Origin of the sequence: Anatilimnocola aquadivae (assembly GCF_049819085.1) — a bacterium.
GTDB lineage: Bacteria > Planctomycetota > Planctomycetia > Pirellulales > Pirellulaceae > Anatilimnocola.
Genome location: NZ_CP187419.1, coordinates 3474131 through 3495552 on the forward strand (window position 1 = coordinate 3474131; position 21422 = coordinate 3495552).

Annotated in this window: 19 protein-coding genes and 1 other RNA gene; 7 read left to right on the top strand and 13 right to left on the bottom strand. The window is 58.6% G+C overall.

What is annotated here, in order from left to right:
* Window positions 1-126 precede the first annotated feature (126 nt).
* From NA78x_RS14080 to NA78x_RS14105, 6 genes are all read left to right on the top strand, one after another.
* Window positions 127-726: a sigma-70 family RNA polymerase sigma factor gene (locus NA78x_RS14080; protein WP_425619085.1), complete on the top strand. Its 600-nt coding sequence runs from the start codon at window positions 127-129 to the stop codon at window positions 724-726.
* A gap of 72 nt (window positions 727-798) precedes the next feature.
* On the top strand, window positions 799-1101 hold the full coding sequence (locus NA78x_RS14085; RefSeq protein WP_425619086.1) for a hypothetical protein: 303 nt from the start codon (window positions 799-801) through the stop codon (window positions 1099-1101).
* A gap of 25 nt (window positions 1102-1126) precedes the next feature.
* Window positions 1127-2056: a hypothetical protein gene (locus tag NA78x_RS14090; protein ID WP_425619087.1), complete on the top strand. Its 930-nt coding sequence runs from the start codon at window positions 1127-1129 to the stop codon at window positions 2054-2056.
* A gap of 28 nt (window positions 2057-2084) precedes the next feature.
* Window positions 2085-2756, top strand: coding sequence for an ATP-binding protein (locus NA78x_RS14095; RefSeq protein ID WP_425619088.1), 672 nt, complete (start codon window positions 2085-2087; stop codon window positions 2754-2756).
* A gap of 374 nt (window positions 2757-3130) precedes the next feature.
* Window positions 3131-3340, top strand: coding sequence for a hypothetical protein (locus NA78x_RS14100; RefSeq protein ID WP_425619089.1), 210 nt, complete (start codon window positions 3131-3133; stop codon window positions 3338-3340).
* Entirely contained in the window at window positions 3327-3737 is a 411-nt protein-coding gene (locus NA78x_RS14105; protein WP_425619090.1) for a hypothetical protein, read from the top strand. The genes NA78x_RS14100 and NA78x_RS14105 overlap by 14 nt, the downstream gene beginning before the upstream one ends.
* A 195-nt stretch (window positions 3738-3932) precedes the next feature.
* Here NA78x_RS14105 and NA78x_RS14110 read toward each other — a convergent pair whose 3' ends face one another.
* From NA78x_RS14110 to NA78x_RS14125, 4 genes are all read right to left on the bottom strand, one after another.
* Window positions 3933-4154 (bottom strand): hypothetical protein, encoded by a 222-nt coding sequence (locus NA78x_RS14110; protein ID WP_425619091.1) that lies wholly within the window; start codon window positions 4152-4154, stop codon window positions 3933-3935.
* Between the two features lie 219 nt (window positions 4155-4373).
* Entirely contained in the window at window positions 4374-4844 is a 471-nt protein-coding gene (locus tag NA78x_RS14115; RefSeq protein ID WP_425619092.1) for a winged helix-turn-helix domain-containing protein, read from the bottom strand.
* A gap of 23 nt (window positions 4845-4867) precedes the next feature.
* An RNA gene (locus NA78x_RS14120) (hammerhead ribozyme type II) lies at window positions 4868-4935 on the bottom strand.
* A complete protein-coding gene (locus NA78x_RS14125; protein ID WP_425618772.1) occupies window positions 4935-5177 on the bottom strand; it encodes a hypothetical protein in 243 nt (80 codons plus the stop codon). The genes NA78x_RS14120 and NA78x_RS14125 overlap by 1 nt, the downstream gene beginning before the upstream one ends.
* Before the next feature lie 183 nt (window positions 5178-5360).
* Here NA78x_RS14125 and NA78x_RS14130 point away from each other — a divergent pair, with 183 nt between their 5' ends.
* Window positions 5361-7502: a terminase gpA endonuclease subunit gene (locus NA78x_RS14130; protein WP_425619093.1), complete on the top strand. Its 2142-nt coding sequence runs from the start codon at window positions 5361-5363 to the stop codon at window positions 7500-7502.
* 26 nt (window positions 7503-7528) lie between these two features.
* On the opposite strand, the gene NA78x_RS14135 is transcribed toward NA78x_RS14130, so the two are convergent.
* From NA78x_RS14135 to NA78x_RS14175, 9 genes are all read right to left on the bottom strand, one after another.
* Window positions 7529-8578: a ThuA domain-containing protein gene (locus NA78x_RS14135; RefSeq protein WP_425619094.1), complete on the bottom strand. Its 1050-nt coding sequence runs from the start codon at window positions 8576-8578 to the stop codon at window positions 7529-7531.
* Between the two features lie 13 nt (window positions 8579-8591).
* Window positions 8592-10097, bottom strand: a complete 1506-nt coding sequence (locus NA78x_RS14140; RefSeq protein ID WP_425619095.1) for a hypothetical protein — start codon at window positions 10095-10097, stop codon at window positions 8592-8594.
* Window positions 10078-12447, bottom strand: coding sequence for a hypothetical protein (locus NA78x_RS14145; RefSeq protein ID WP_425619096.1), 2370 nt, complete (start codon window positions 12445-12447; stop codon window positions 10078-10080). The genes NA78x_RS14140 and NA78x_RS14145 overlap by 20 nt, the downstream gene beginning before the upstream one ends.
* The gene (locus NA78x_RS14150; RefSeq protein ID WP_425619097.1) at window positions 12444-13040 is read right to left on the bottom strand and encodes a hypothetical protein; all 597 of its coding nucleotides are present in this window, start codon (window positions 13038-13040) and stop codon (window positions 12444-12446) included. Before NA78x_RS14150 ends, NA78x_RS14145 begins: the two co-directional genes overlap by 4 nt.
* A 633-nt stretch (window positions 13041-13673) precedes the next feature.
* Window positions 13674-15485 (bottom strand): SEL1-like repeat protein, encoded by a 1812-nt coding sequence (locus tag NA78x_RS14155; RefSeq protein ID WP_425619098.1) that lies wholly within the window; start codon window positions 15483-15485, stop codon window positions 13674-13676.
* 96 nt (window positions 15486-15581) lie between these two features.
* A complete protein-coding gene (locus NA78x_RS14160; protein ID WP_425619099.1) occupies window positions 15582-17138 on the bottom strand; it encodes an SUMF1/EgtB/PvdO family nonheme iron enzyme in 1557 nt (518 codons plus the stop codon).
* A 101-nt stretch (window positions 17139-17239) separates the two neighbouring features.
* The gene (locus NA78x_RS14165) at window positions 17240-18304 is read right to left on the bottom strand and encodes a hypothetical protein (protein ID WP_425619100.1); all 1065 of its coding nucleotides are present in this window, start codon (window positions 18302-18304) and stop codon (window positions 17240-17242) included.
* A gap of 228 nt (window positions 18305-18532) precedes the next feature.
* Window positions 18533-20569, bottom strand: a complete 2037-nt coding sequence (locus NA78x_RS14170) for a protein kinase domain-containing protein (RefSeq protein WP_425619101.1) — start codon at window positions 20567-20569, stop codon at window positions 18533-18535.
* A gap of 74 nt (window positions 20570-20643) precedes the next feature.
* A complete protein-coding gene (locus NA78x_RS14175; protein WP_425619102.1) occupies window positions 20644-21201 on the bottom strand; it encodes an ECF-type sigma factor in 558 nt (185 codons plus the stop codon).
* Window positions 21202-21422 lie beyond the last annotated feature (221 nt).

The window sequence follows — 21422 nt, forward strand, 5'->3', positions numbered from 1 at the left end:
TAACTGCCTGCAAAGTCCCAACTTACATCGAGGCGCAATTTTCTTCATTCGCTTTGCTGCAACTCCAGCCGTGTTTAACGCCGTGCGTCAGACGCGGCGGGAATCACATCCCGTTGGAGTTGCATCATGGATCCGCCACATGATCCTAACCAGGATCGCGGGCCCTCGTCCCCAGGCATCGATGCCTTCACCCGCAATTACGTCCAGAAGTTCGCTCGCCGAGTCATCGGTAAGTTCGGATTCCGATCGCAGGATCGGGAAGACATCCAGCAGCAGCTGTATTTGAAACTCGTCAAGCGGTTGCCGAAGCGCTGTGAGAACGAGCCGAAATGGAAAGCCTTCCTGGCCCTAGCTGTGCGGCGGCAGATCGCCAACATGGTCCGTGATCGCCAAGCCGAAAAACGTGACTACCGTCGCACTTGCGCCCTTCCCGGGCCACGCCAGGTCGACGGTCCCGATCCGGCCCCAATCCGAGCGTGCGATACACCGTCTCGAAAGGGTAGTGCGGAGCGTAGCGAGCTGGATCAGCTGACCCTGCGGATCGACGTCACGGAATGCATCGCCAGTCTCCCCGATCCACGACACCGGGAGTTTTGTGAGCGGCTTCAGGAGGACTCGATCGCTCAAGTCGCCAAGGACATGGAAGTGCCGAGAACCACGCTGAATTCATGGCTTTCCAAGCTGCGGTGCCGCTTCGAAGCCCGTGGTCTCGAAAAATATCTTTGACTTTTTTCGTCAGTTTCCCGGCGAACCGGGTTGTTAATAAGTAGGTAAATCGCCTTTCAGGAGCAAAGTGCAATGGCCAATGACATCTATCGGTACAGCTTTGAGGACACAGTGCAGTCGGAAGATATCGAGGCAGCTTTGCTGCTGGCGATCTGGGGATGCGAAGCCCTGCATGGGGAAGCTCAGGTGCGACTCGATGCCGCGTACTTCTTCGATCAGGCGACTCGGGCCTGCGTGATCGAGGCCGGCACTGCCGTCGGTCGCGACTTCAGTCGCCTGTTCGTGAACTTCGTTCGCCGTGAGTGCGGTGAAGATTCGTTTCGTGTCGAGCGAATTGACTCGTCGGCGACAACTGCCACAGCCTCAGTCGGCTGACGGCGATGAATCAAGGTTGAGCGGCATGTCCGGCAAGTATCCCAAACGTGACAGCTACTTCGCACACCGATTCGTCCGTGTGCTGCAGAAGAGTTGCGCAGCACAAGACATTGGACGAGACGCTTGCCTGCTACTCAGTTTCATCGCCCACACCGAGGATGCCGCCCGCTATACCGGACCAGTACGGTATTGGAATTCACAACTCGAGCAGACCATGGGCTTCACCTCGCCCAAGCAGCTCAATCACGCGAGGCACAAAGCAGTCGAAGCCGGCTGGTTGAATTACGAACGTGCCGGGACGCGGAATGTCGGACTGTATTTTGTGTTGATCCCAGAGCGATTTCAAACGCTCTCGGATAGCCCGATTGAGGAGCGAGGGCTGTCCTCAAGAGGCGACAATCCCGTCACGAATCACGTCGCTGATTCTTTCCCAATGGGGAAAGAATCGGCGGTAATTCTTTCCGCTAGAGGAATGAATAGCGGAACGAATCACGGAAAGAATAGCGGAATGAATAGCGGTAAGCTTTCTTACCCTAGTCCTAACCCTAACCCTAATACATTGGCGAAGTCGTCGCCCAATGAATTGGGATTTGTGTTCGATGATGTTTCTCCCCCCGCACCGCCCGCTCCTTCCGAGCCGCCGGTCCCCGCGGAGAAAGAGCCCCGTGCAGAGGACGTTCCACTGCCGGATGAACTAAACGTGCCGCACTTCGTTGCCGCCCGCGATGCTTGGCTTAAGCAACGCCGCCGGAAACGACTCTCGCTGCGCGAAGAGTTTTTGACAAAGACGTACGCGCGCTTGCTGCCACTTGGCCCCGCAAAGGCAGCCGAATGCCTCCGTCTCACCGTCGATAACGACTATTCCGGCGTTTTCCCAGAGAGGTTTACCCATGAACAAGCAGGCCGCAACCACCGTCAACTCCGCGTTGGACCAGGGCAACGCTTCACCGGATGAACGCAGCTTGCCGCTGCCAGTACGACGAATGAAACCGATTCGTTTGTCCGAAGAGGAAGAACGGGTCGAGGAGCGCCAGCGGCGACTGGCAAGCAACATTCACTTCCTTGGCCAAGCAGCCGGAGCGCGATATCGCCGCTGTCGCCTGGATAACTTCCAGACGACCACGCCTTACCAACGGCAGGTGGTCGATACGATCCGGGAATACGGCTCAGGCATTCTTGAGCGGCGAGAGAATCGTGAAGGGCTGGTCCTCTTTGGACCCGTTGGCACGGGCAAAGATCATCTCGCTTATGCCCTGGCAATGCATGTTGCCAGACAAGGGCTATCGGTGAAATGGATCAACGGCCAGAACTGGTTCGGTAAGATCCGCGATGCAATGGACTCCGAGAGCAGTCGGAGTGAATCTTCGATCATCGGTGAAGTGGTCACACCGGAGTTTGTAATCATCAGTGATCCGCTGCCGCCATTTGGAGACCTGACGCAACATCAGGCGACGATGCTGTACCGCTTGGTCGAGGCTCGCTACGCTGCGGGAAAACTGACGGCCACCACACTCAACGTGGCAGATGATGCGGAAGCAGACTGCCGCTTGGGTGCAGCTACTTGGGACCGCCTCTGCCATGGTGCTTGGAAAGTGTTTTGCAGCTGGCGAAGCTTCCGCAAACCGGCACGCGTGGTGCAACCATGTCCCTCGTAGGATTCGTTTCAGACGGTGTTGGCACAAGCGCGACGCCTTGCGACGACGTCGCCCACGGTTGCGACAATCGCGTCGCGCTAAGGGCTTTGAAGAACCACGCCACTCGCGCACTGGCTCCCACGTGGGCCACACGGTGAGTCTGCCAACGTGGAGCACGTCGACGGCCGGGCGCCTACCCCCCGGGGGCTTTAGGTACTTCCTGGCGACTTCACGGTCAGGTTTCCCACCCCCACCTCGGCCACCATAGACATACTCCCGCGCGGCGCACGTGCGATCCCGATAAAGCCATGAACATCAGCAGTTTATGTCATTCCGGTTGTTAACCCAAAGTTGATTGCGCGCACATTCGCATCACAGACCGAAGCAAGCACACCATGGCTGAAGAGACCCCGAAACCGATGCCGACGCCTTTCAGCCGGCACCTTCGCGAGGAGACTATCGGCATCAACGGAGCGACGATCACCTTCTACCGCGATCGGAAGAAACGCCGTTGGAACTGGCGCGTCGTCGATGGGCAAGTCACACTTCCCTCTCCTCCCAATTCAGGTAGTACGAGCGAGGGCACGCGCGATGGCTCTGAATGATCAAGTCGCTCACGAACCCAATCAGGCTGGATTCCTGGCGCGAATCCATGTGCCGTTCACAATCCAACGGCCAGACGACGATGTGCTGCTTGACGATTCCTGGCTACGATCGGAGGGGCATCTAGTTCACATCACGAATGGCGTCATTGTCTCGTTGGACGATGAGGACCCGCAGTATGGCGCAGTACTCGTTCGTACCGATGACGGCTGGATATTCGAGAGCCCGTGGCCGGAGTACGGGTCGGTGGAACTCGTTCCTCAGCCGAAAACGCGTGGCGACCTTCGGCCAGTAATTGCCCGCTTCAAAGCGATGCGCCGGCACATTCAGTCGCTTGACATTTTTGATGCTCTTCGCCTAGGATTCATCACACACGGAGAGCAGTCTCCGTTTCTCTAGCGCCGGGTTTCTGGCGCACGTCAACAGCTACAGCTGCGCGTGCGCTTCTTCGTGAAACCGGCACGCCGCAGCTCTTACCGCGAGCGTCTTACTGTGAATATCCGAAATCGGATTAGAGAGCGCACGGCGCGCGAGCAGACCACGCTCTCCCGCGAGCCTGGGAACCGGGATCGATGCAGCAGCACTCAGGCGAGGTTACTCGCCTTCCGCCGCAACCATCTGGTTGTGCCAGCGCTGCAGCTTAATCTCGTCGGCGGTCGCGGGCCGGATGGTGCAGATCCTGATCGTCACCTGTTTGCCCAAACGTGCCGCGTACATCCCCTGCAGGGCGGCTTGCCCAAGCTTGCTTGCTTCGGTTTCGTCGGCCGCTTCGACCAAGACATATTGAGCGCGGGTGGCGACGTAGAAAGTGGTCATCGTGAAGCTCCGGGCGTAGGCAGTTGCGATAACACACATAAGCCAGCAAACGCTGCGAAGTTCAATAGCCGGCCCCCAGAATCCAGCAGCCTTTCGCCGGCGCAACCCGTGGCCCGACGTGGCGTAAGTTTCCCCGGTTCCGCCTCCTCGGCCAAGAAACGCAAAACGCCCCAGCGTGGCGAACATGGGGCGTCGTGGGGCCAAGTCTGCCGGGGTGCGTTACCCGTTGAACGCGAAGTTCCCCCGGTCCGTCTTCTTGAATCGGGCTTCGTGGCCCTTGGTGTTGATCTCCCGCAGGATGGCGCTATAGAGCGTGGCGTGCGGCGTCTTGCCGCCAGGGCTCGACCAGTAACCCTTGGCCGCGATGGTTTCGATCATCGTCTTCGTATTCATGGGTTCTTTGGTTTCGCCGAGGAGCTTAGCGGCAGCGTCGAGGGCCGACATCTTCTTGTCGGTCGCGGGCTTAGCCTTCTTCGCCCGTTTGCCTTTCGCCACCTCGGGCTCTTTGCACATCGCGCAGAATCGCTCGGCACCCTCGTCGGTCCATTCGTGATCGCCACCCTTTGGGCAGCTACCGGCGGGCTTCGTTTCGGCCGCTTCGGGCTTGGTCGCTGGTGCCTTGGCCTTCTTCGCGGGTTTGGCCTTGGCGGTCTTCAAGGCAGGTTTCTTCGTGCTGGTCTTCTTAGACATGATCGTTCTCCCGGTTCGCAATGGATTGGCTGCCATCATCAGGCTCGGCGAACCACCGCCGAGCGACGCAGGGCGAACCCGCGTTTCGGCTTAGAACCCGAGCTCATCCATCTGCCGGTTGAAAGTCTCGACCCCGATCATGTCGAGCAGCGTGTGGCGGAACCACAGCACCTGCTGCAGGGCCTGCTCCCCTTCCGGTGTACTGGCGGGAAAGGAACCTGCCGGTTGCAGTGCCATCACCAGGGCCGCCACTCCTTCCGGCGAAAGGTTGTCGCGGATCACCTTCTCAAAAGCGGCTTGATCCACCGCGCCGCTCATTCGGTCTGCGCTCATCGTTCGTTTCCTGTTGTGGTTGCGAAGTCGTCATTCGACAGACACACATCAGCCATGCGCCGACCAACAGCTCAAGCCAGGCAGGCCGAATCTCAGCCGGAATTCAGCAGGTTTTCTCGCGTCGAGATTTAGGTCGACCGAACTCGTGCCGATTCGCACGCCCCAACAACGGATGAACTAGCTGTGGAGAAGATTCCCGAACTACGCAACAAGGCCAAGAAGCTGCGGCACCTGCTGCAGCAAGTAGAATCCGTCCCGGGTGTGGGCAACGTCGCGGAACGAGACCGCGATATTCGCCGCAAGCGCGAACGGAGCGCTGCCAGCAAAACCGTCGTCGTTCCTGCTTGTGCAGATTCGGAGCGACGCACGCGGCTCGAGGCCGACGATGAAGCCTGGTTGCGCTGGTACTTTGCGATCGAGAGCGGTTCCGAGAATCCCTTCTGGTATGACTTCACCGATCAGCAGAAGGAAATGATCGCGGCGATTCGTAACGCCATTCTCCACGGCGGCGATCAATCGATCGCTGCCAGCCGTGGTGAAGGGAAGACCACGTACTTCGAACGGATGCTGCTCAAGTACACGCTGCAGGGACTGATTCGCTTCGCCGTCCTCTTTGCGGCCACCGGTAGCGCCGCCCAGGATTCGCTGGAATCAATCAAGTTGGAGATCGAAAACAACGATCGGCTGTGTGCCGATTATCCGGAAGTCTGTGTTCCCGTTCGCGCTCTGGAGAACACTCCGCAGCGCGCCCACTTTCAGCTGGTGACTGGCAACCTCGCTGACAACGGCGAGCAGTACTTACCCACTTCCAGCCGCTTCTCCTGGTGTGGCCAGGAAATCTACCTGCCGAAAGTGCCCGGTTCGGCCTCGGCGGGAGCGATCATTGCCACGCGGGGTCTCGATGCCGCCATCCGCGGTGTGAAGAAGAAGGGCCGCCGCGTCGACGTTGCTTGCATCGACGATCCGGACACCGAAGAAACGGCTCGGAGCCCCGAGCAGGCTGCCAAGCTTGAAGACCGCATCGATCGAGCGATCGCCGGACTCGGTTCGCAGCAGCGTCGACTCGCGCGGGTCATGCTGACGACGATTCAGAATCGCACTTGCGTCTCCTACAAGTACACCGATCCTGATCAAAAACCCAGCTGGAAGCCGAAACGATTTCGCTTCCTGGTGAAGAAGCCCGACCGAGCTGATCTATGGCAAGAGTTTGTCGCGCTCAAGCAGGCCGACTGGGTGAACGGCACGAACAGGGCCCATGAACTGTACTTGGCGAACCGTGAGTTGATGGATGCCGGCGCCAGCGTGGCGAATCCTAACCGTCACACGCCGGCCGAGGCCTCAGCGCTCGAGTTCTACTATTCGGAAGTCGCACGGTTGGGCGCTGACGCGGTGGCGACCGAATACGACAACGATCCACCAGCCGATGAGTCGACGCAGAGGATCGTGCTCACCCCTTACCACATCCAGAACAATTGCCTGGGTGGTCTGGAGAAACGCGAGGCGCCGGATGAGACCATCTGCATCACGGTCGGCGGCGACGTGCAAAAGCTGGGTCTGCATTGGGTCGCGATCGCCTGGAATGAGCACGGTGCCGGCTCGATCATCGACTACGACTTCTTTCCGTTCCTCACCGAGGGCCGGAAAGCCGCCGATTGCGAACTGCTGATTTTGGAAGGGCTGTTTGCCTGGTATGCCGCCCAAGAAGAGATCCCTTACACCACCCCGACCGGCGAGAAGCTAATCGCTGATCTGACGTTAATCGATCAAGGCTGGAAGGAAGAATCGTGGAACATTCAGCCGGTGCAGCATTTTTGTGCGCAGGTCGGGTTCCATTCGTTCATTCCCTCGAAGGGCGAGCCGAACTACCGGCGGCCACTCGATTCGCCGCACATTCTGATTGGCGACAATTGGCACGTGGTCTTCCGGGGCGGAATTCCGCTCGTGATGACAAACGCCGATCACTGGAAGCTGAAGGTGCATGAAGGCTTGCTATTGGAAGCTGGTCAACCAGGTGCACTTACCTTGTTCAACCCAGCGCGGGTCGACGGCCGCCGCAACGTTACCGGCCATCTCAACTATTCGAAGCACCTTCTGTCCGAAACCTGGGAGACGCGGCACAAGCCTGGTTTCGGCGGCGCTCGGACTGGCTGGTGGAAGTCACCGAAGCCGAATCACTACTTCGACGCGACCTACCAGGCGATTTGTGCTCGGTCGATGCGAAGGATTTCGGTACTCGCGCCAGTCGCAACTCCACCGCCATTGGTCGAGCCTTACACACCAGCTGCCTACTATGATCCGCCAGCTGAGCGACGAAATCGTTGGTGAATGGTCGTCGGGTGAAGTGCGCAATCTTACTTGTAGTAGTTCGGCTTCCTCGGCACGATGCCGAGCTTGCTGTAAGCAAAGCCGCTTTCCGGGGGATCGTATTCGCCCACGATTTTCATGCTCGAGTCGGCGACAATCTCGGACTCCATATGCAAGCACCAGTAAACGGCATTCACGGTCAGGCGACGCAGGCCCTCGCTTTGAAAATCCTGTGCGCTCCCCATCGTGACGTGGAAAACGCGCGCCGTCTGGCCCGTGTTTCCGGTCCAGGATTTTACCCAGGCGACCGGCAGCGGCATCAGCTTGTCATTGACTGCGTCATCGTGCTTGCGACCCGCGAGCGGCTGGCCATCGACGAGGGTCAGGCAACCGGCGGGGAGACTGCCACCTTCTTTGTAAGTGCGATAGACATCGGAGGTCCCCCAGATATCTTTGACCCCGCTCAGAACCGGGTGGTGCTTGTTCTGCTCGACGATGATTCCGCGCGTGGAATCCTGCTGCCACCGGCCGTGATGACTGCGGAACGAACCGCCGAGCACCGCTTCGCCAAAGTCGATTCGCTTGCCGTCTTTCCGGTAGTCAAAGTCCAGGAAACCGTGATTGGCAGTGCGGATGCCGATGATCGGCTTGCCCGAATCAAGATAGTTGTAGATGTGCTTCAGCTGCTCGGGTGGCAGGGAGAGGAGCCGAGTAAACACGATCAGCAGGTCGCACTTCTCGAGATGTTCCAGGCCGGGGATGTTGTGCGTGACGGTCTTGTCTTCCCAGCGGATCTTCTGCGTCGGATCGACCTCGTTCTCCAAGTTCAGACTGAACAAGACCGTGCAATAAAATCCATGATGCTTAGCAAGCAGCCTCGCCAGCATCGGCATTGAGTGTTCGCTGCGATACTCCTGATCTCCAGCGATCAAAACGATATGCTTGCCGGCTCCTGGACCTTTGTCGCCGGAATAAGTGAGCCAGAGCGGACTCGCTGGGACGGGATGCTCGGCAGCGGTCAATGAACCTGCGTTTGCGGCTCCGAGCACCATTCCCAGAGAGAGGACAAACAAGACAGATGCGGGAGATTGTCTCATGGATGGCTCCGACTTATCGCGAGGGAATCTCGTTAACCGTGTAGTACGCGTGTCGATGCAGCAGTTCGTCTTTGTCTCGCGAACGGAGTTTGAACAGATCAAACTCATACACAAAGCCTTGGTCCAGCTTTTCCAACACAACCCTGGCCGAAAGGCCATCCTCAGCCAGCGAGACTAATTTGACGCTTGGCTTGTGCTGATCGACTTCCGGACCCCCATAGCCGCCGTGATACGGGTGAGTGAACGCCGAAATGGCGTAGGAATCCGGCGAGGATCCCGTTGTGAGATCCACCGGCTTCGTGAAGGTGATCTTAAAGCCGTCCGGTTCGATGGTGATGCGGTTGATTTCGAATGGCAGCTTGCCGCTCCACTCGATCCGCTCCAAGGCGAATGGTTTGATCCCGCGCACCGGCCAGCCCCGATTCGTGCCGCCGCACAGTAGCTTGCCGCTGGGCGTGAATTCGACATTGAGAATACCGGTCGAGAGCCCTTCGCGAAACGGATAGCAGGCGCCTTGCCAGACTCCGTTGACCTGCTCGGTTGTGGCTCGCATCACAATCGAGAGCGTGTAATCGCCGACGAACAGTTGATTCTCGAAGGGGCCGAATTTGCCCTGCGTCTGATTCACACTGAATGCGGTGATCGACCGGCCCATGCGGATGTAGGGGAAGATGACCGCGTAGGGCGTTAGTTCCGGGATCCGCTTCCGCTCCGCCGCGATGCGCGTTCCCGACTTGGGCGCATCCGGCACAGGACCGAGTTCCGGCGCGTACTTGTACCAGTTGAAACTCGCCGGGTGGCCATGAAAGCTATTCGGCGCCACGGCCTTCAGGCTGCATGAGCAATTCCAGGGGCCCTGGCTTTCGACGTAGAAAAGTGCCCGATGCTCGTCGAAGCCGATGCCCCCAGGACTGCGCAGGCCACTGGCGAACGCGGTTGTCTTGCCGTCGGGAGCGACCTTCATGATGAAGCCGCGATTCAAGGCGTGTGAGTAATAGGACTCCGAAAGTCCGAGCGCTACGAACTGATTTCCCTCGGCATCGAGCTTGGAACCGAATGCGTATTCGTGGTAATTCGCATATCCCCAGGCGTCCGAGATGGTCTCAAATCGATCGGCTACTCCGTCGCGGTTCGAATCGCTGACGCGCGTTAGCTCGCAACTTTGGGTCACGCGAAACGAGTTGCCCTGCCAGGTGAGCCCGAAGATCTCGTCCAATCCCGAAGCAAATCGCTGAAACGACGGGTTTGGTTTGGCGGAATCTACGCCGTCAATCAGAAAGATCTCGCCATGTCGGGTTCCCACAGCAATCCGGCGATCAGGCAGCACCGCGAAGGCTCCGGCCTCGATAACGGTGTCCTTCGGCAAGGGTATATTGACGATCGGATAGTACTCGCGCTCGCGTTCCTCGGTTCCCCAGCGCTCGCCGACTTCTTCGGAGCGCGCGGAACCGGCACTGGTCCACGAAATGACCAGCACCAGGCAGAGGAGTTGCCAGTAACTATTTCTTGAGTAGTTCATATTGGAACTCCAGAGTGGATTTGCCTGGGGGAATCTGCAGTTGCAGCAGCAGTTCGGCTCGCTTCGGCTCGCCTGCCAGCGTTCGCAGTTTCGTTTCGCTCTTGGGAACCGATAGCCGCAACCGGCCAGTGCGATAGACTTGCTCGGATTCCTGATGGATATCGCCTGTCAATGCGCGAAACCAAATTGATTGCGCTGCCGGCGACTCTAACTGCAAGCTGCGTTTCAAATAGAGTATTTCCGCGGCGACCATGGCCACAGATCGGTCTTCGACTTCGATGGTGCCGATCCGATACTGAAATGTTGGAACGGATTTATCACCGAGAAAATACCCACGGAATTGATAACCAAGATTCTTGGCATAGAGTGGATCGGGATTGGTCTTCGCTTCCTTGGTCATCACCGGCAGCAGCGGCCAGGCAGCATTTTCATCGGCTAGGTTTGCGAACGAGACATCCTGGGCGAGCGTGATGGGTTCGCTAGCGGGATTGAAATCACCCGAGCCCTGGCCGCTCCAGTTGACGCTGAGGAAGTCTCCCTGCCAGAGGGCGGAAAGCGTTCCAGTCTCGGCGTTGAACGCGTAACTCAATTTCTCGGGCAGGCCGACGGCGATACCCCGGAAGCCGGCGACGCGGCTGCGGCCGCGGAACGTTTTGGCCTGGTCGTCGACACTCAGTTTCGTACTCACTCCGCGAATGCCGGAGGGATCGGCGGCCGATGTGCCGAGCGACAGGTAATACCAGATGGCTTCGATCTGCGTATCGGTGTTACCGTCTAGAATCGTTTTGTGCGCAGCGATGCCGCCCGACCAGGCGCTGGGCATGACTGTGCGCGGACGAAAGGCGCCGGGGTTGCGCAGATAGCTGTTGTACCAACCGGGCTTAAGTCGCTGGCTGGTGGTGATCAGGTCGATGCCTTGACTGCCGGGCGCGGCTTTACCGTTGAATTGGTGACACGCGACGCAATTCAGCCCCTTGTCGCCGAGCAATTCGCGGCCACCAGCGCGGAGCAGTTTTTCGCGGTTTCGGTCGCTTTCGGAGCGACCTTCCGCGTTCGGAATGTTCATCGCCTTGCCGTGCAGCACATCGAGGCGCGCGAACATTGTCGGCAGGTGTTGCAGATTAGCCGAACCATACTGCGGCATCCGGGTGGACATATAGTGGCGCACACTTTCGCCGTCGAACAGCACTTTCTTGAACCAGGCGGGCTGCAGTTTCGCGCCGATCAGTGTCAGCGGCGGTGGAATACGGCCATCGTCGCCGAGCTTTTGCTCACTGCCGAGAAAATGCGAATTGTACGCGTCCGGCACGCCGCCGTAGTCGTCGCGAACGTGACAAGCGATGCAGCGGAACGCCGTCAGCGTCTTGGCGGCGACAAGCTGGTCAGTTTCCCGCTCAGGCTCTTCTCGCAGTGCCGCCGCGATCGCTTTGACTTGCGCGTCTGCGAGTTGGAATCGAGGACTGCGATCACTCGTTTTCGACAAACAGCCGCCCCCCAGGTCCGCATTCGTCAATGACCTGCCGAGGGGAACCGCGGGCATTCCCGGCAGGGCATGACAGGCAGCGCAGTTCAGCTCGCGAAAATATTCTTTGCCTTTAGCAACCAGTACGTCTTGGGGCACAAGAGCCTGTTCTTGCTTCGGCTCCTCACCAACCAGATAGCCGGCGATCGCCAGCGACTCGGCGGGAGTCAGCTTCATATCGGGCATGCGTCCGGAACTGCGGCTGCGAAGTGGCTGAAAAAGAAACTCGCTGAGCGATTTCACGCTGTATTTGCCAGTCACATGGCCCAGCGGCACGGCGATCGGCTTAATCGCTTTTCGGGCTTTGACTTGCGGGTCTTCCTCTTCCTCTGCTTCTTCGTCGCGTTTGAGCGGCGCATCGGCGAACGTTTCTTTGGGTCCGTGGCAGGCGACACAGCCGACGGAATGGAATAGCGCCTTACCTTGCTCCCAGTCAACTGACGAAGAGCGCTTTGCCGTAAAAGGCAGCTTGGACTGAGCCACTAGAAAGTGAGTGAGCGCTTCGGCAATCTGGTCGCGCTCGGCCTCCGGTCGTGTCGCCAGTATGTCCGGCATGGTGGATCCCGGATGCTCTAAAGCGGGAGACGTGAGAAATCGCCTGAGATACGCAGGCGAAATCCGCGACCCAGCTTCGGTCAAATCGGGGGCCGCCTTTTCCGAGAGCGATCGGCGCGGCGTGCCCGCATGACACGCCGCGCAGCGCAACTCCGCAATCAGCACATCGCCAGCCTGCGACTCGGTGAGCGGATGGAAGCCGGGCAGAGCCGGAGACCCGGCTGCGACAACCGAGTTCGCAATCACCAGCCAGGAGAGCAGAGCATTCATCATCGTTTCCCCTGCTCCTTCAGAATCGACAGGTTGGTCTCCGCGAACCGCCGGCCCATCAGGGCGAAGGTCTTCGCACTCCCGAGGTAATGGTGCCCGGCGTTTGAGGCGCCCCGTTTCCACATCGCCGCTTCAGCCGTCGAGTTGATTTTGGCTTCGTAGTTTTCGAGGTAGCCCCGCTTCTCTTTGTCCGACATACTACCATCGGCATTGGCGTGTCTTTTGTGTTTGGAGTTGAGGTGAAAGCCCCTCAGTCGCACCCTGTTGTACTTGTTCGCAATCGCCACCAGTTCCTCGGACCAGAACGGCGCTGTCTGCACCACGACGACGTTGCCACGGATCTCCGGCATGGCAGCCGGTACAGCCATTGCCTTGCGAAACTCGACCGTATGATCGTTCGGCTTCGCGCCGCCAACTCCCAGCACGCCGATGGCGAAGGGCAGATGCGGGCTTTTCAAGACTTTGCGGACGTCGCGAATGAAGTGGGCGAGCGCGTCGCTGTTGGCATCGTAGCCGCCGGGCTTCTGGCGATTCGGATAAGCCGAGCATGCGATAGCGAGGAGAGTGATCCCGAGAAAGGAGAGGAGGGGGGGCATATCGCTAGGTTCCTCTGATAGTGTCAGCGCTGGGAATCGCCCAATTTTACCCTCCGCGACCGACTCGCTCTTGGCCCAGAATCGCATTGAACTGTGAATCCGCGCACAACGCACCCAGAACCAGCTTTCCCGCGCATCGTCTCGCAGGTGGAGATTGACCTGCTTGAGAGGCACTTTGACCGCTCGGCGGATGTCGCCTTTTTCGTGAAGGACGCGGCGGGCAGGTATGTGGCGGTCAATGAGCGGAATTTGGCTACCTCTCGTTCCACAACCCCTCGAACGAAACGCGTGAATTTAAGATCTTCCTCGACCGGGCGATAGGACTGCCCAAGCACGCAGCGACCGCTTGCTTTTCACCTGGCCAACGATGGGCCGGCGATAAGTGAATCTGCTTCGCCAACCTGGGCGAATGAGAATCGCTTTACAACTTGCGCGGCCAGAGGCATTCCATTGGCCGGCTGGCCCGCAACCTGAACGGGCTGGGGGTTGGCCGAAACGCTGCGAGTATCCCTGGGGATGCAACTGCGGCTGACGCCGGCGGGCATCGACTTTGCCGGCAAGCACGAGCGGCGATCGGGTGGTGTGTCATCCCCAAACCTTTCGCAACCGACAAATGGCTCCAACAATGTCTTGCTACTTCGTCTTGTTTGGCATGGCTTGTAACCGCGCAACGCTCTGCCTGGCTTCATCGTCCCCTTTCTCGGCGGACTTCTTGTACCACTCGAGAGCTTTGGCGCGGCTCTTCTGAACACCAGTGCCGTTTTCGTGGCGTTTGCCCATGTCGCGCATTGCCTCGATGTGTTCCAGTTCCGCGGCCTTGGTGCGCCACTTGACGGCTTTTGCTTCGTCCTTGTTGCCGCTATCGCTATTCTGGTAGAGATCGGCCAGCCAGACCATAGCATAGACATTGCCGTTATCGGCTGCTGGCGTCAGGAAGGCGATGGCTTTGGGCTCGTCCTTGGTGACGCCGTTGCCAATCGAGTACCGGTAGCCGAGTTCGGCCTTGGCATGGCTGTCCCCGCTCTCGGCGGCTTTGGTGAACCACTCGATCCCCTGGGGCTCATCCTTGGCGATACTTTCTCCTTTGAGATACATCTCGCCCAAGTAACGCATCGCCGTGCTATCCCCCCGCTCGGCCGCTTTGGTGAACCAGGCAACGGCCTTGAGCCCATCCTTTTCGACGCCTTCGCCATTGCGGTACATCGAGCCGAGACGCAGTTCCGTGACCTGGTCGCCTTTGCCAGCGGCCTTGGTGAGCCACTCGATCCCTTTTTGCTCATCCTTGGCGACGCCTTCGCCCCGAAGATACATCTCGGCCAACAAACGCATGGCTTGGGGATGTCCCTGTTCCGCGGCCTTGGTGAGCCAGGTGGCCGCCTTGAGCGGATCCTTGTCGATGCCATCGACCCCCGCGCGATAGATTACGCCTAACTGTACCGCGCTGTTGGGGTCGCCTCTGTCGGCGCCTTTGGTGAACCACTCGATGGCTTTATTCGCGTCGCGAGGGACGCCTTGGCCGCTTAGGTGCAGCTGGCCGACGTAAAACATCGAGCTGAAATCCCCGCGCTCGGCGGCCTTGGTGTAGTACTCGGCTCCCCGGACTTCATCCTTGGCAGTGCCGCGACCCTCGAAATAGACAAGGCCTAGAAAGCCGATTGCCTCCAAATGGTGCTTTGCGGCGGCTTTATGAAATAATTCGACCGCCCGTTTTTCGTCGTGCGGCACGCCGCGGCCATAGAATGCCATCCAACCCAACTGATATTGCGCGATGGGTTCCCCCTTGTCGGCGGCCTTCGTGATTAGTTCCGCGGCTTTCTTCATATCGTGCTTGACACCCAGGCCGGCAAAGTAACACCAACCCTGGTAATAGATGGCATTGGGCAAGCCCTGGTCGGCCGCCTTGACCGTCAGCTCAAAGCCCTTGGCGACGTCGCGCGTCACCCCATTGCCATAGAGATAGGCTTGGCCCAAATCCACCATCGCATCGACGTGTCCCTGGGCGACCGCTTTGAGTAAGAGCTCTTCGGTGCGCTTCTTGTTCTTCTGAACGCCGATACCCCCCATCGACAGAGCGGCAAAGACATACTGCGCATCGGCATTCCCCGCATCGACCAGCTTGCGCACCGCGGGCAGCGCGTCCTTGATCAGGCGGAGTCCCTCGACTTGATCCTTTTTCGATGCCTTGCCGAGATAGATGCTCAAGCCGGCATACACGGCGGCGAGCGGGTGATCTTTTTTGGCCGCGAGTTTGTAGAGTTTGAGCGCCTGCTCGGGATCGTACTCCTTGGTGATGCCCCGGCTCAATTCCAGGGCTTCTTGAAAGAGCTGCTCGGGATCTGCGTTCTTTTTTTTGCCCTGGGCTTGCACGGGCGTGTGCGGCAGAACCAGGACGAGCATGACCGGAAAAGTCACGGCTAATAGACGGAAGAGGAGCGAGGTGTGCATCAAAGAATTCCAAATATCTTGAGTTAGTAACGACACAAAAATGAAGCGATACGTCCAAGACTATCTAAAACATCGGCGTATTTCGTGGCTCGGTCTTTACTCTTTGACCGGTACGAGTTCGATGGTTTGGCTGCGGTCTGCGTGCAATTTCGATTGGACCACACTGGCCTTGCGTTTCTCGGGATCTTCGGCGGTGTCGAGCACCAGGCCGCTGTGGCGAGCCTTGATCAGGAAATGCTCGCCTTGGGGGACGAGCGACCACTGTTGATTCTCGTCGTTGTTGGCCGCATCCCATTGAATGATCTCGGCGTTCTCCTCGCCCGAGGCGTTCGCGACATTCAGCGCCTTGCCGGTCTTGCGATTGAGGATTTTGTAGAATTCGCCCGCCTTGACGAACTTCCACTGTTGTCCTTCGTTGTCATTGCTCGGCGCGAGGATCACGCGGGCATTGTCGTCCTTGGCGCCGCTGATGCCGAGGGCTTTTTTGCTCTCGACAAACTGCAGCTTGTAAAAGACACGCTCGTCCAGAGCTTTCGGCACAATTCTTTGTTGGCCGGTCGCCTCGCGAACCAGACGCAAGCCGACGACCCAGGAAGAAGCGAATTCTGACTGGTCGAAAGTCGCCGCCGACTTGCAACTGGAATTTGGCCAGAGAAACGTGCCGCCCCGCGTCGCAATGTGCATTTTGGTCGCCGGCTTCCCGTTGTTATCGACCAACTTGAGAAACGGCTCCTCGGTCCATTCGGCGACATTCCCGGCCATGTCAAAAAGCCCGAACCCGTTGGGCTTCTTTTGTCCTACGGGGTGAGGCCGCTTGTCGCTATTCGCGTTGTACCAAGCGTACTCGTCGATTTTATCGGCGGTGCTGCCGAAGTAAAACGACGTGGTCGTCCCCGCGCGGCAGGCATGTTCCCACTGGGCACTCGTGGGTAGATGATAGCCATTGCCGCCCAGGATCTTGATCTCCGCCACGCGACGTGGCATCGGATTTCGAAAATCGTCATTGGGAAATCCATCCGCGCGAGGAATTGCCCCGTAATAGGGATCAAGTCCTTCTTGCATACTCAAACAGTTGCAAAAGGCAATACACCAATTCCAACTGACCATTTCCACGGGGTGCTGGGATGTGTCCATGCCCCGTACTTCTTCCTTGTGATCTCGGTAAATACTAGGTGTCGATGGCCCATTAGGAGAATAGTCGTTCTTCCATTTCACGATTTTCCATTCCGTCTGCGTGATTTCGTACTTGCCGATCCAATACGGTTCCGGCACCGCTTTCCCGTCCGGAGGAATCAGCACGAGCTCGATGCCGGACTTGCTCTTCGTTTCCACCGGGACTTTCAGCTTCTTGGCCCACTCCAGTTGCTGGTGCTTGGCTTTTTCAGCGATCGCCGCCAGCTCTTTGGCTACTTGTTCTTTAGCCAGTGATGCGGCCTTCAGTTTTTCGACCTTCTGTTCCTGTTCGGCTTGTAGTTTCTTGGCCTTCTCGGCTTCCTTCTCTTCTCTTCTTTCCTTTTTAGATTGCTTATTGGAAGGCGTTTCCGCAGGCTTTTTCTCTGCGAAAGCTCGTTGATCGTTCGAACTGGAGCCAGGTAGGAAGCCAGCGACCAGCAAGATCAGCAAGACGGCCAAACAACGATTGGGGAAATTCATCGTAAGTTCTCGGCAGTGGTTTTCTGCAGTAGTTCTCTTCAAGGGGAATGAACAAGGTGCCAGGAACTTTGGCGAAAAAGTTCCTGGCACCTTGGTTTGGGTTAACGCCGGTCGCGTGAGCCGCCGAGAACTTTGCCGCTCTTACCAAAGTTCGCCGTCAGGGTAAACGCGGTCGACTTCGGGGCATTCGGCGAGACACCGCCGGTGAAGGGCATTTCGGCATACACCATTAGCCCGCCGTTGCTCTCCTGGGTGACTTTGATATTGTTGATCGGGCCAAAAGTAAACTTGGGATGCCGGGCACCCGCCAGCAGCAGATGCACGCGGGCGTACTTCTTCGCGTCGGCGATGGTTAGCACCGTCATCTGTTCACGCAAGATGTCAAAGATCCTGTCGCCGGTGTTTTTGTTGTTATCGTCATCATCATCCCGGCCGACGGTTTCGGTGCTGCCATCCGGTTTTTTGATGATAATCCGCACTGGCCGGCGATTTCCTTTATTGCCACCGTTATCATCATCATCGCGATCGCTCGTCACGGGAAAAAACATGTATCCGGGGAGCGCTTGATTGATCACCGGATTGACGATCGGCGAGGGCGCGACTTTGAGTTTCAATTTGGTGACTTCGGGGGCGATGGCTTTTTGCGCGGCGGCCACTTCTTCCGGTAACGGCGCACCCGGTTGTGAAGCCGCGTTGCCTCCAGCTGGAGAATTACTTGGCAGTGTGCCGTCGGGATACGGGGCCGGGGTTTCCTTGGCCACGGCTTCCTTGGGCTGGACCAAGACGGTTTCGGGATTCAACGATTTGGTGTACACATCGTCGATCGTCGTGTCGTGCGGAATGAGGACCATCGCGCTGCCGACCGCTTCTTGCCATGCCTTGGCGTTCTCGAGCGATTTGCCCGCGACCGTGCGGCCGTCGACCTTGCTTTGCTCGATGGTGAATTCGCGCAGTTGATTGACGAGCGTCGGCGGACCCGAACTCGTGATCTCGATCACCGGCTTCCAATAGATAAAAGTCAGCAGCTGTTGGTCGGCCGCTTTCAACACGGCAAACTTCGGCGGCTCTTCGGGTGTTGGGGGAATCGGAGTTGCCGCCGACAACCGGCCGATCAACACCATGGCCATTAGAATTACGGCCGACAAGGAACAAACAACTCGCGTCATGGGAGCACTCCAAAAGAATCTTGCTGTTTGACTATCTAATAGGACTAATTGGACTAATAGGAAATTTGCTGTCTTCATGCCACAGCTTGATCGCTGTTGGCCATTGCTTCTCATGAACGAACCCTTTTGCTAGAACCGCAATAGCTTGACTGGCTTCGTGATCGAGTAGTCACAGCTGTCTGAGACAGGTGGGATCGCCACTTGCGCGGAAAGTTGCAAGGTGAGGAATCAATCGCCTTTTAAGACATCGCCAGCCGGCTCGTCGTTGATTCGTTCCAAGGATTTGATTGTTCGCAGCAGTGGCGCGTCACGCTCGAACTCAAAGTCGCAGTAGATTTCCACGAGCGGCAAATCTGTCAGCGACTTCAATTCAGCGAGCGGCAAACCTTGGCAATCGAACGAGGCGAGCGGCATTCCCGCGAGAGGGGAAAGATCGCGTACGCTCGTCGTGTTGATGTTCAAGTGCGTCAGCTGCAAACCGCGCAAAGGTGTCAGGTCCGCCACATTCGATTCCGCACATTGTAGATGTTGCAGCGGCATTTGTTCCAGCGCGACGAGATTCGAGAGTGTGAGGGTATTGCAATACAGTGACACGAGAGGCAGACCGGATAGCTGCGCAAGGTCGAGCGCCTGCCCCTGACCGCTGCAATTCAGGACTTTGAGCGGCATACCCTGGAGCGGCCTGAGATCGGCTCCGGCCCAACCGCGAATGCCGAGCGTTTCCAGCGGCAACCCGCGCAGTGGCGACAAGTCGGTCAACTGCCAACATTCATTGAGCGACAGACTTTGCAAATGGTGAAAGTTCCGGAGCGGCGAGATGTCGCGGACCTCACGTCCATCGAGATCAAGACCCGTCACGCGGTCACCGTCATAGGTCGGCGAGAGCAACGCCACCCAGTTCGGGTTCCGCCGCTTCATTTCCGTGATCACTGCCGCGACTTGCTCGGCCACGGGAAGCGCCGCGATCCGCTGCGCGTCGGGCCCGCCGAATGACCCATTGAGAGGCGACGCAATTTCGCCGCGATCGCCAAGCCAGCCGAGCATTCTGGGGCCAATCGCGGCGACCGCGATCACGAGCAGCAACAACAGGGCCGCCACCAGCCAGGTGCGTTGCCCGATTTTTGCACCCGCAATGTCATCCTGACCGACCGAAGCCCCTCGTAATTGCGCTTCGCGAGCGGCAAGGACCGCGGCTACTTCCTGGGCGGACTGATACCGCTGGGCCGGGTTTTTGGCGTGCAGTTTCGCGATAAACTCGCACAGCCAGTGGGGTGTTTCTGGAATGATTTCGCGAATCGGGCGGGGCGTGTCTTCGGCGACTCGTTTGAGCGCTGCCACCGTAGTGCTCGCCCGAAATGGCGGATGGCCGGCAACCATCTGATACAGCACGCTCCCCAAACTGAAGAGGTCCGCTCGCGGATCAAGCGGCTGCCCGAGCGCTTGTTCGGGCGCCATGTAGAGCGGCGTGCCGGCGATCACGCCACTTTGCGTCAGACTCGCATCGTCCGCGGCGCGGGCCAGGCCAAAGTCCGTGATCTTGACCCGGTGTTGACCGGGAACTCCCGGTGACGAACCAACTTCGAGCAGGATGTTGCCGGGCTTGATGTCGCGATGGATCAAGCCGCTGGCATGGGCGGCGGACAACCCTTCGGCGATTTGGCGCCCGATTCGCAGGGTATCGGCGAGATCGAGCGGACCGGTCCGGTCGAGGTATTGTTGCAGCGTTTCGCCTGGAATGAATTCCATCACCAAGTAGGGGAGGGGCTGCTCGCCAACTTCATAGATTTGCACCACATGCTCATGGCGAGCGGCAGCCGAGGCGCGGGCTTCGCGCAGAAACCGCTTCCGGGCTGGCGAAGTCACCGCGATTTGCGGGGCCATGACTTTGATCGCCACCACGCGCTGCAGCTTGTCGTCGTACGCCCGCAGCACAACGCCGAAGCCGCCGCGACCGAGCACCTGCAGCACTTCGTAGTGCCCGAGCCGCCCGAGCGAATCCGGCCGGGTCGGCGGGGCGAGAAATTCCAGCCCTTCGCGATCCGTGACGAGATTCGGCAAGTTCAAGGTTTGGGCGGGATTGGACATTTGCAGTTGCTCGGCGGCAGCGACGTTCAAAAACTGACCGCTGCGAAAGTGGCTGGCGAGTAAAGCTTCGACCTGGTGACGGAGCTCGCTGTCGCGACCACAGGCCTGGTCGAGATAGGCGGCGCGCGACGCTCCGTCCGGCAATTCGAGGGCGGCGGCAAACAGTTGTTCTTCAGTCACAGCCGCCTCAACGAGCAGGACATTGTGGTTACATCTTCAATGCGCAATCCAGGACGAAACCTCGCCAAGAATTTTCAGGATTTTTCCACGCCCTGATCGATCGCCCGCCGGAGCCAGGCTCGAGCGTAGTTCCAATGGCGGCTCGCGGTCCGTTCGGCGAGCCCTAAAGCCGCCGCGGCCTCGGGAAGCGTCAAACCGGCGAAGTACCGAAGCTTCACCAATTCCGCTTTGACCGCATCCTCGGCTGCCAACTGGTTGAGCGCCTCATTCAAAGCCAGCAAATCCTCCTGAACGTCCGGCGCCGCCAGCTCTGGCTCGAGCTCTACCCGCGTCCTCCCGCCGCCCCGACGCAAGGCAGCCTTGCGCCGCGCTCGATCGACCAGAATACGGCGCATTGCCTCTGCAGCTGCGCCGAAGAAATGCCCCCGGTTGTCAAACTGTTGACCTCTCCCCAACCGCAGATAGGCTTCATGCACGAGCGCGGTAGCGTTGAGCGTGTTGCCCGGCGGCTCCGCGGCCAGCCGCGACGCTGCAAACTGCCGCAGTTCTTCGTACACGACCGGCAACAGCTGCTCGGCCGCCAAGGGATTACCTCGTTCGATTGCTGCTAACAATTGCGAAATGTCGCTCATAAGCCGCAAATATAGTGCCTCGCCCGCCTTGTAGATACGCGAAACTCTCGCCTCTCCGGCCAACCGCGTCGCCACGCCCGCTTAGCATTCACCGCTTCGCGACACCCAGCCATTTCTTAACCACCGGCAAAAGTGCAATCCACCGCGGAAAACACTGTGCCACACCCGCCTTCGACGGGGTCTTTAATGGCACTTAACCAAAGGGGCCATCAACGATCAAG

What these genes read in the sequence shown, in the direction of transcription:
- NA78x_RS14150 (WP_425619097.1), bottom strand. Translation starts at nt 13,040, where the DNA reads ATGCCCCCCCTCCTCTCCTTTCTCGGGATCACTCTCCTCGCTATCGCA.
- NA78x_RS14140 (WP_425619095.1), bottom strand. Translation starts at nt 10,097, where the DNA reads ATGAACTACTCAAGAAATAGTTACTGGCAACTCCTCTGCCTGGTGCTG.
- NA78x_RS14110 (WP_425619091.1), bottom strand. Translation starts at nt 4,154, where the DNA reads ATGACCACTTTCTACGTCGCCACCCGCGCTCAATATGTCTTGGTCGAA.
- NA78x_RS14105 (WP_425619090.1), top strand. Translation starts at nt 3,327, where the DNA reads ATGGCTCTGAATGATCAAGTCGCTCACGAACCCAATCAGGCTGGATTC.
- NA78x_RS14135 (WP_425619094.1), bottom strand. Translation starts at nt 8,578, where the DNA reads ATGAGACAATCTCCCGCATCTGTCTTGTTTGTCCTCTCTCTGGGAATG.
- NA78x_RS14125 (WP_425618772.1), bottom strand. Translation starts at nt 5,177, where the DNA reads ATGAGCGCAGACCGAATGAGCGGCGCGGTGGATCAAGCCGCTTTTGAG.
- NA78x_RS14160 (WP_425619099.1), bottom strand. Translation starts at nt 17,138, where the DNA reads ATGAATTTCCCCAATCGTTGTTTGGCCGTCTTGCTGATCTTGCTGGTC.
- NA78x_RS14095 (WP_425619088.1), top strand. Translation starts at nt 2,085, where the DNA reads ATGAAACCGATTCGTTTGTCCGAAGAGGAAGAACGGGTCGAGGAGCGC.
- NA78x_RS14080 (WP_425619085.1), top strand. Translation starts at nt 127, where the DNA reads ATGGATCCGCCACATGATCCTAACCAGGATCGCGGGCCCTCGTCCCCA.
- NA78x_RS14175 (WP_425619102.1), bottom strand. Translation starts at nt 21,201, where the DNA reads ATGAGCGACATTTCGCAATTGTTAGCAGCAATCGAACGAGGTAATCCC.
- NA78x_RS14145 (WP_425619096.1), bottom strand. Translation starts at nt 12,447, where the DNA reads ATGATGAATGCTCTGCTCTCCTGGCTGGTGATTGCGAACTCGGTTGTC.
- NA78x_RS14155 (WP_425619098.1), bottom strand. Translation starts at nt 15,485, where the DNA reads ATGCACACCTCGCTCCTCTTCCGTCTATTAGCCGTGACTTTTCCGGTC.
- NA78x_RS14115 (WP_425619092.1), bottom strand. Translation starts at nt 4,844, where the DNA reads ATGTCTAAGAAGACCAGCACGAAGAAACCTGCCTTGAAGACCGCCAAG.
- NA78x_RS14090 (WP_425619087.1), top strand. Translation starts at nt 1,127, where the DNA reads ATGTCCGGCAAGTATCCCAAACGTGACAGCTACTTCGCACACCGATTC.
- NA78x_RS14085 (WP_425619086.1), top strand. Translation starts at nt 799, where the DNA reads ATGGCCAATGACATCTATCGGTACAGCTTTGAGGACACAGTGCAGTCG.
- NA78x_RS14165 (WP_425619100.1), bottom strand. Translation starts at nt 18,304, where the DNA reads ATGACGCGAGTTGTTTGTTCCTTGTCGGCCGTAATTCTAATGGCCATG.
- NA78x_RS14100 (WP_425619089.1), top strand. Translation starts at nt 3,131, where the DNA reads ATGGCTGAAGAGACCCCGAAACCGATGCCGACGCCTTTCAGCCGGCAC.